This window comes from Burkholderia pseudomultivorans (assembly GCF_902499075.1).
GTDB classification, from domain to species: domain Bacteria; phylum Pseudomonadota; class Gammaproteobacteria; order Burkholderiales; family Burkholderiaceae; genus Burkholderia; species Burkholderia pseudomultivorans.
In genome coordinates this window covers 62,534-70,183 of record NZ_CABVPP010000039.1, presented here as the reverse complement: position 1 = coordinate 70,183, position 7,650 = coordinate 62,534, and the positions used below count along the sequence as shown (strand labels likewise).

Below are 7,650 nucleotides of genomic sequence, written 5' to 3'. Positions count from 1 at the left end.
GAAATACAAAACGCCCGATGCGGTGCATCGGGCGTTCTAGCGTCCGGATACTGTCAACCTATTCCAGGACTTGACACGAGCCCAGGAAGCAAAGCGCCTGCGCGCTTTGCGTGGGGACTCGAAAGGCTGCGCAAGCACCGGGCTTCACGCGCCTGACGCGGACTGTCCGCGCCCCTGGAGCAGATCGGCCATATCGTCCGCATGCTCCTCCTCGACCGCGAGAATTTCCTCGAACAGCCGGCGCGTGGTCACGTCCTTCTCGCCGAGGTAGCGGATGATCTCCCGATACGTATCGATGGCGATCCGCTCGGCCACCAGGTTCTCGCCGATCATGCTGGTCAGGTCCGTGCCCTCCTTGTACTCCGAATGCGCACGCGTTCGCAGGCCGTCCGGCGCAAAATCGGGCTCGCCGCCGAGCTGCACGATGCGCTCGGCGATCCGGTCGGCGTGCTCCTGCTCTTCGGTCGCGTGCTGCGCGAACTCCTGCGCGACGGCTTCCGAATTGATGCCTCTTGCCATGAAGTAATGCCGCTTGTAGCGCAACGTGCAGACGATCTCGGTCGCCAGCGCGTCATTGAGCAGCTTCAGCACCTTGGTGCGGTCCGCGCCGTACGTTTGCGTGACCGGGCCGTCCGTCATGTGCTTGCGCGCGTCTTCGCGAATTTTCTTCAGATCCAGCACGAACGGATCGCCCGATTCAGGTACGGCCTCGTGGGTTGCAGCTGACTTCGTCATCGATCTGCTCCTTTGTCCGGTAGGGAAATCTGTGGTTCGCTTCGCACGGCGACTGCGGAAGATGCCACCGCAAACAAAGCCGTCCACAGGATGTTGCGGCCGAACGCGGCCCCTGCCTGCGGGCAGCTCGCAGCTCGGCTCGTCGTCGGCGGTCAAGCCCCCGTCGGGAGCGCAATTTTTGCGCCTCCTCGCAAAGACGGCCCGGCCGGGTCGCGGTACGGCGATTGCTGCCTTGCTGCCGACCGGCCCGCGAGGGGCCGGACCGTGAACTCCCAAGACTTCCGCCATGGCCCTATCGAACGCGTCCGGCATGACGATCGCCCGCGTGACCGGCAAAGTCGTTGCATGGCTCGTCGCGGTGCTGATCATCCTGATCGCGGCGATCGCGCTGTTCATTTTCATGTTCGACTGGAATCGCGCGCGGCCGCTGATCGACGACAAGGTCAGCGCCGCGATCGGTCGCTCGTTCGCGATCAACGGCGACCTGACCGTGCGCTGGCATCGCGCCGCCGGCGAAACCGGCTGGCGCGCGTGGGTGCTGTGGCCGACCTTTGCCGCGCGCAATATCACGATCGCGAACCCGGACTGGGCGAAGCAGCGGTACTTCGCCACGCTCGACGAAATCGACTTCCAGGTGAAGATGCTGCCGCTGCTCGCGCATGACATCGTGATTCCGACCATCAATCTGGTCAGCCCTTCCGTCGACCTCGAGCGACTCGCCGATGGACGAAACAACTGGACCTTCAAGCTCAAGTCGTCCGCGCATCCGTTGGCGTGGAAGCTCGACCTGCACGACATCCGGCTCGACAAGGGCGACATCGCGCTGTCCGACCAGCAAAAAGGACTGGCGATGCAGGCTACGGTCAACACACTCGGCCACGCGATTCCGATCGGCGAAGTCCTCAAGCAGCAGGAGAACAAATCCCGCAGCGCGTCGGCCGAGACGGTCGGCAAGCGCGGCGCGCAACAGCTGAGCAAGCAGGCGCGCGCGGCAGCATCGGCGGCATCCGCCGCGCCCGCAAGCACGGCTTCGGGCGGCCAGCCGGCGGCAAGCGCAACGGCCGCCGCCACGCGGCAGAAGAGCGAGCCGCAATACGGGATCGGCTGGACGGCGACCGGCAGCTACCACCATTCGGCGCTGTCAGGCAGCGGCAAGCTCGGCGGCGTGCTCGCGCTGCAGGATGCGTCGCGGCCGGTTCCGGTACAGGCCGATGTCAGGGCGGGCGACCTGCATGTTGCCCTGGTCGGCACCGTCACCGACCCCGCGCATCTGGCTGCCGTCGATTTGCGCCTGTGGCTGCAAGGCTCGAGCCTCGATCGCCTCTATCCATTGACGGGCATCACGCTCCCCAAGACCCCTCCCTATGCCACGGAGGGCCACCTGACCGGCAACATCCAGCCGGGCAACAGCGTCTTCCGTTATGAAAAATTTTCAAGCCGCGTGGGCGGCAGCGATCTGGGCGGCACGCTGGTCTATACGCAGCGCCAGCCGCGGCCGCTGCTCAAGGGCGAAGTGGTCTCGAACCTGCTGCAGTTCAAGGATCTGGCGCCGGTGGTGGGCGCGGACAGCAATGCGAGCAAGGCAAGGCGCGGCGACACCGCGCGCCAGCCAGCGAACAAGGCGCTGCCGGTCGAAGGCTTCCGCACGGAGCGCTGGAGCGCGATCGATGCCGACGTGACATTCACGGGTCGGCGCATCATCAAGGATCCGGCGCTGCCCATCACCGATCTGTACACGCACATCGTGATGACCGACGGCGTGCTGTCGCTGCAGCCGCTGAAATTCGGCGTCGCGGGCGGCTCGATCGCCTCGGACCTCCATCTCGACGGCCGCGAACGGCCGCTCAAGGCGCGCGCCGCGACGCGCGTGCGCGGCCTCAAGCTGAAGCAACTGCTGCCGACCGTGAAGACGATGCAGAGCGCGCTCGGTGAAGTCAATGGCGACGCGCAGCTGTCCGCGACCGGCAACACGCCGGCGGCGCTCGCGGCGAGTTCCAACGGCGAGGTGAAGCTGCTCGTCACCGACGGCACGCTCAGCCGTCTGCTGCTGGAAGCCGCAGGCCTCAACGTCGCGAATGTCGTCTACGAAAAGATGTATGGCAATCGGATCGTGCATATCAACTGTGCGGCCGCCGATTTCGTCGTCACGGACGGCGTGCTCGATTCGCATGCGTTCGCGCTCGACACGGACGACGCCGTCATCAACGTCGACGGCAAGGTCGACATGAAGAACGAAACGATCGATCTCGGCATCCATCCGCACACGAAGGGCTTCCGCATTTTTACGCTGCGTTCGCCGCTCTATGTCAAGGGCTCGTTCAAGAGTCCGCACGTCGGCGTGAATCCGACGGCGCTCGCGCTGCGCGGCGGCGCGATGGTCGGCCTCGGCCTGATCAACCCGTTCGCCGCGCTGATCCCGTTGATCGCGCCGAGCAACCACAAACCGCTGCCGTGCCAGCAACTGATCGCGGCGATGCAGTCGCAGCGGCCGACCGCGCCGCCGCCGGGCCAGCGCAAGAAGTCGAAGGGCCTGCGCCTGCCGCCCGGCACGCCGGTTTCGGATGCACCTCGCTCGTCCGCCCCGGCGCTGCCGTTGCCCAAGGCGACTCATTGATTCTGAGGGCTGCGATGCGTGTCGCGCCGGCGGCGTCCGGAACAACGGAAGCTCGCCGTCAGGCACGGTCGTTGCGCCATCGGAACACCGATGCCGCCGGTTGCCGGTTGCCGGTTGCCGATGCGTGGCAGCCGGCGCGGCGATCGCTCAGCCTGATGGCACGCACCGTGCAGCCCGTCATCCTGGCGCTACGCATCGCCCCGAGCACCGGCCCCGATCGCCGCCGATCGAGTCGGGCTCCGTGCGCGTCATCGCCGGATCGCTCCCGGCCACCCTGTCATGAGGAAACTGGAACAGCAACGCAGGAACGGCCGAAGGGCACCCTTCGGGGTGGCGCGCAGCAACGCCGGCACCCACAGCCGCAAGGCAGCGCCGGCCGCCGTGCCGGGCTTGAAGACCTTGACCTCGCTTGCAACGGGCGTCGTCATGGTCTGCGCGATGTATTTCGGGCGGACGGTGCTGATCCCGATCACGCTCGCCGTGCTGCTGAGTCTCCTGCTGGCGCCGCTGGTGGACCTGTTGCGGCGGCTGCGTCTCGGTGAACTGGTCTCGGTGCTGGTCGCCGTCTGGGTGGCCTTGTCGGTGCTGACGGCACTCGGTTTCCTGATCGGCGCGCAACTGGCGGAACTGGCGTCCGACCTGCCCCGCTATCAGGTCGCAATCGAACGCCGAATCGACAATATCCAGCAGACCGTCGTGGTCCACGCGGATGCGGTCCTGACACGAACCATCGACGCGCTGAAGCGCGTGGCACCCGTGCGCGAGGAGCCCGCGTCCGAAAGCAGCAGGCCTGCCGGGCCGGCGGACAAGGCGCCGTTGCCCGTCGAAGTTCACGAGCCGTCGCCTTCGCCGCTGCAACTCGCGCAAGGGTTTCTTTCGCCGGTCGTCAGCCCGCTCGCGACGATCGGCATTGTGATCGTGACCGCGATTTTCATCCTGCTGCAGCGCGCCGACCTGCGCGAACGCCTGATTCGGCTTGCCGGGTCGCACGACATGCACCGCACCACGACGGCAATGAGCGATGCCGCGCGCCGCCTGAGCCGCTACTTTCTCGCGCAGCTGTGCGTCAACGTGTGTGTCGGCGCGGTGGTGAGCTTCGGGCTTGCCGTGATCGGCCTGCCGGGCGCGCTGCTGTTCGGCGTGATCGCCGGGCTGATGCGCTTCGTGCCGTACGTCGGCGTGTGGATCGCCGCGTTGCCGGCCACGATTCTCGCCGCCGCCGTGAGTCCCGACTGGTCGATGATCGTCCCGATACTGGTGCTCTTCTGCGTGACCGAAGTGGCCGCCGGCCAGTTTCTCGAACCGCTCGTGTACGGTCACAGCACCGGCCTTTCGCCGATCGCGGTGATCGTCGCCGCGATTTTCTGGAGCTGGCTATGGGGCGCGGTCGGCCTGGTGCTCTCCACGCCGCTCACGCTGTGCCTCGTGATTCTGGGCCGCTATATCAACGGACTCGAATTCCTCGACGTGCTGTTCGGCGACAGACCTGCACTGACGCCGGGCGAGCGCTTCTATCAACGCCTGCTGACCGGCGATCGCGAACGGGCGTTGGCGCAGGCCGACACGCTGCTGAAGAAACGCTCGCTTTGCGAGTACTACGACGCCGTTGCGCTGGAAGGTCTCCGTCAGGCCCGAATCGACCTGCTGCGCGGGGTCGTCTCGCCGAAGCAATTGCGGCGCATTCGCGAAACGGTGCTGGACCTCGTACACAGCCTGGAACCCGACAGCGACGCGACGCCGCCATTGTCGTCTGCATCGCCCCTGTCGGCCCACGAAGGCGCGGCCGATCGCGCGCCGTCGGTACTTTGCATCTCGGGCAGCGGCAAACTGGACGATCTCGTCGCCACCATCGCCGTATGCCTGCTGCGCCAGCGCGGGCTGCATGCCGAAAGCGCCGCTTACGAGCGCTTTCCGAGGAGCGGCTTTCGCGACGCGCGCCTGTCCGGCGCAGCCGTCATCAGTGTGATCTCGCTCGACGCCATCGACGCGCCCCCGTACCTGCGCGATCTGATACGCCGGCTGAGCCAGCGCGCGACAACGGCCGGCATCGTCGTCGGCTTGTGCGGACGCGACACCGAGTGCCCGGCGCTTTGGCAGAAGATGGGGGTGTCGCCAACGCTGTCGTTCAGCGAACTCGTCGACCGCTGCGTGCTGCTCGCGCAGCGTCATGCGGACGGCGGCGAGCCCGCGCGCGTCAACCCGGTCGCGCGAAACACCGGCGCAATCGCCCACTATCGACGCGACGAATGACGCTGCCCGCAACCCGTCGCCGCCGTCCGGTCGCGATGCCTCACGCTTGACCTTCCCAATCGTGCCAGTCGACCGAGTGGGATTTCAGATACGCCGACACGGTTTCGCCGAGCGTCGGCATGAAGTGGTCTTCGCCGATTCGCTCGTACAACCCATATCGTTTCAGGCTGTCCTTGACCGGCCCCTTGAGTTCCGCGAAGCATAGCTGCACGTCCGTATCGTCGAGTTCGTCGTCGAGCCTCGCCAGCATGTCGGCCGCGGTGACGTCGATATCGGTCACAGGCTCGGCCGCAATCGCAACCCACCGGGTGCGCGTGGGCGCCTCGCGCGCCGCAGTCAGCACGCGCTCGTGAAAGATTTCCGCATTCGCGAAGAACAACGGCGCATCCCAGCGCAGCAGAACCAGCCCGGGGATGCGGCGCGCGTCCGGGTGGCGCGCGATGTCGTGATAGCCCTTCACGCCGTCGCGCCGGCCGAGCACCGCTGAATAAGGGCGCCACGCCCGCCACAGGAAGGCCAGCACGGCCAGCCCGAGAGCGATGCCCACGCCGGCCACCACGCCCGACAGCACGACCCCGGCAAAGCAGGCGAGCGACTGCACGAATTCCGGACGACGCAACCGGTACAGCCGCCGCAGGCCAGCGATTTCGATCAGCGACAGCGATGCGGCCACGACCACGGCGCCGAGGGTGGCTTGCGGCGTATCCCGCAGCGCCTGCGGTGCAAAAAGCAGCAATGCCGCCACGATCAGCGCGGCAATCAGGCCGCACGCCTGACTCTTCGCTCCGGCGCCCTCGGCGACCGGCGTGCGCGATCCGCTGGCCGCGACCGAAAAGCCCTGGAACAGGCCGGCCGCGATATTCGCGATCCCGAGCGCGACGAATTCGCGATTGCGGTCGACGCCCTCCCCGCTGCGCAAACCGTATATCTGCGACAGCATGCTCAGGTCCGTAAACGACACCAGCGCGATGGCGGCGGCACTTGCCGGTAGCGCCAGCCATTCGTTCGATGCAAGCACCGGAAAGTCCGGCACCGGCAGCCCCCGCGGCAAGGTGCCCACCACGCCGACACCCGCCCGCGCCGCCAGATCGAAATAGGCGGCCCCGGCGGTGGTGGCGACCACGGCAACCAGCACGCCCGGCACTTTCGGCGCCCAGCGTTTGAACGCCAGGATCATCGCAAGCGACAGCACACCGATCGACAAGGCCGCGAGGTTCGTTTTTCCGGCAGCAACGGCCGTTGCCAGTTCGCGCAGCTGCTGCGGAATCGCCGCTTCGTGCACCGTCAGGCCGAGCAGCTTCGGCAACTGGCTGACGATGATCGTGACGATGATGCCGTTCAGATAGCCGTAACGGATCGGCGTAGAGAGCAGATCGGTGATAAAGCCGAGCCGGAACAGGCCCACTGCCAGACAGAGCGTGCCGGACAGCAACGCCAGGGCGCTCGCGAGCGCAGCCGCATGCGCGGCATTGCCGTGCGCGAGCGGCACGATGCTCGCCGCGATCAGCGCAATCAGCGCGGAATCGGGCCCGAGCACGAGGATGCGGCTCGGCCCGCACACCGCGTAGGTGACCAGCGCGGCAATCGACGCATAGAGTCCCGACGCGGCGGAAAGGCCCGACGCGATCGCGTAGGCCATGCCGGCGGGCACCAGCACGGCGCTGAGCGTCACGCCCGCGATTGCGTCGCCCGGCAGCCACGCGATCCGGTACGTGCTGATCCACGCGATGCCGGGCACGTAGCGCGCGATTTCCTTGCCTAGCCGCACGACGCCGACCTTAGCCACCCGTCGCGCTCCCGCGGATCGCGGCCCGGTCGTGGGTTTTCGGTTCTCGTGGCTCCATGGCGGCTACCGGTCGTTCCGGATGCCCCTTCGCAGCAAGTCCCGTACCCGGCAACGGCGAGCCCCGGTGGCGTCGCGTCGATTCCGTATGCCCGCCTGTCGATTACGGCAGCATCGATTTGTACGTTTTACCCGGCCGGGCGCAAATGTATCCATCCGTGCCGCGGCGCTTTGCGGGGCGATGCAGGCGAGCGCGTCGGGCACGCTC

Annotated in this window: 4 protein-coding genes; 2 read left to right on the top strand and 2 right to left on the bottom strand. The window is 67.0% G+C overall.

Annotated features, from left to right (window positions below; all coding sequences use genetic code 11):
* Positions 1-144: 144 nt before the first annotated feature.
* On the bottom strand, positions 145-735 hold the full coding sequence (locus BST28156_RS22890) for a ferritin-like domain-containing protein (RefSeq protein WP_174903444.1): 591 nt from the start codon (positions 733-735) through the stop codon (positions 145-147).
* A 286-nt stretch (positions 736-1,021) separates the two neighbouring features.
* On the opposite strand from BST28156_RS22890, the gene BST28156_RS22885 reads away from it, so the two are divergent.
* Both BST28156_RS22885 and BST28156_RS22880 read left to right on the top strand, forming a co-directional pair.
* A complete protein-coding gene (locus BST28156_RS22885) occupies positions 1,022-3,349 on the top strand; it encodes an AsmA family protein (RefSeq protein WP_174903442.1) in 2,328 nt (775 codons plus the stop codon).
* A gap of 279 nt (positions 3,350-3,628) precedes the next feature.
* Complete coding sequence (locus BST28156_RS22880; RefSeq protein WP_174903441.1) at positions 3,629-5,599, top strand: AI-2E family transporter; 1,971 nt, start codon at positions 3,629-3,631, stop codon at positions 5,597-5,599.
* Between the two features lie 40 nt (positions 5,600-5,639).
* On the opposite strand, the gene BST28156_RS22875 is transcribed toward BST28156_RS22880, so the two are convergent.
* Positions 5,640-7,385 carry a SulP family inorganic anion transporter gene (locus BST28156_RS22875; RefSeq protein ID WP_174903440.1) on the bottom strand — a complete coding sequence of 582 codons (1,746 nt, stop codon included), beginning with the start codon at positions 7,383-7,385 and terminating at the stop codon, positions 5,640-5,642.
* Positions 7,386-7,650: the final 265 nt, after the last annotated feature.

Bases quoted from the DNA above. Each gene is read 5' to 3' on its own strand.
- BST28156_RS22890 (WP_174903444.1), bottom strand. From the start codon at position 735: ATGACGAAGTCAGCTGCAACCCACGAGGCCGTACCTGAATCGGGCGAT.
- BST28156_RS22885 (WP_174903442.1), top strand. From the start codon at position 1,022: ATGGCCCTATCGAACGCGTCCGGCATGACGATCGCCCGCGTGACCGGC.
- BST28156_RS22880 (WP_174903441.1), top strand. From the start codon at position 3,629: ATGAGGAAACTGGAACAGCAACGCAGGAACGGCCGAAGGGCACCCTTC.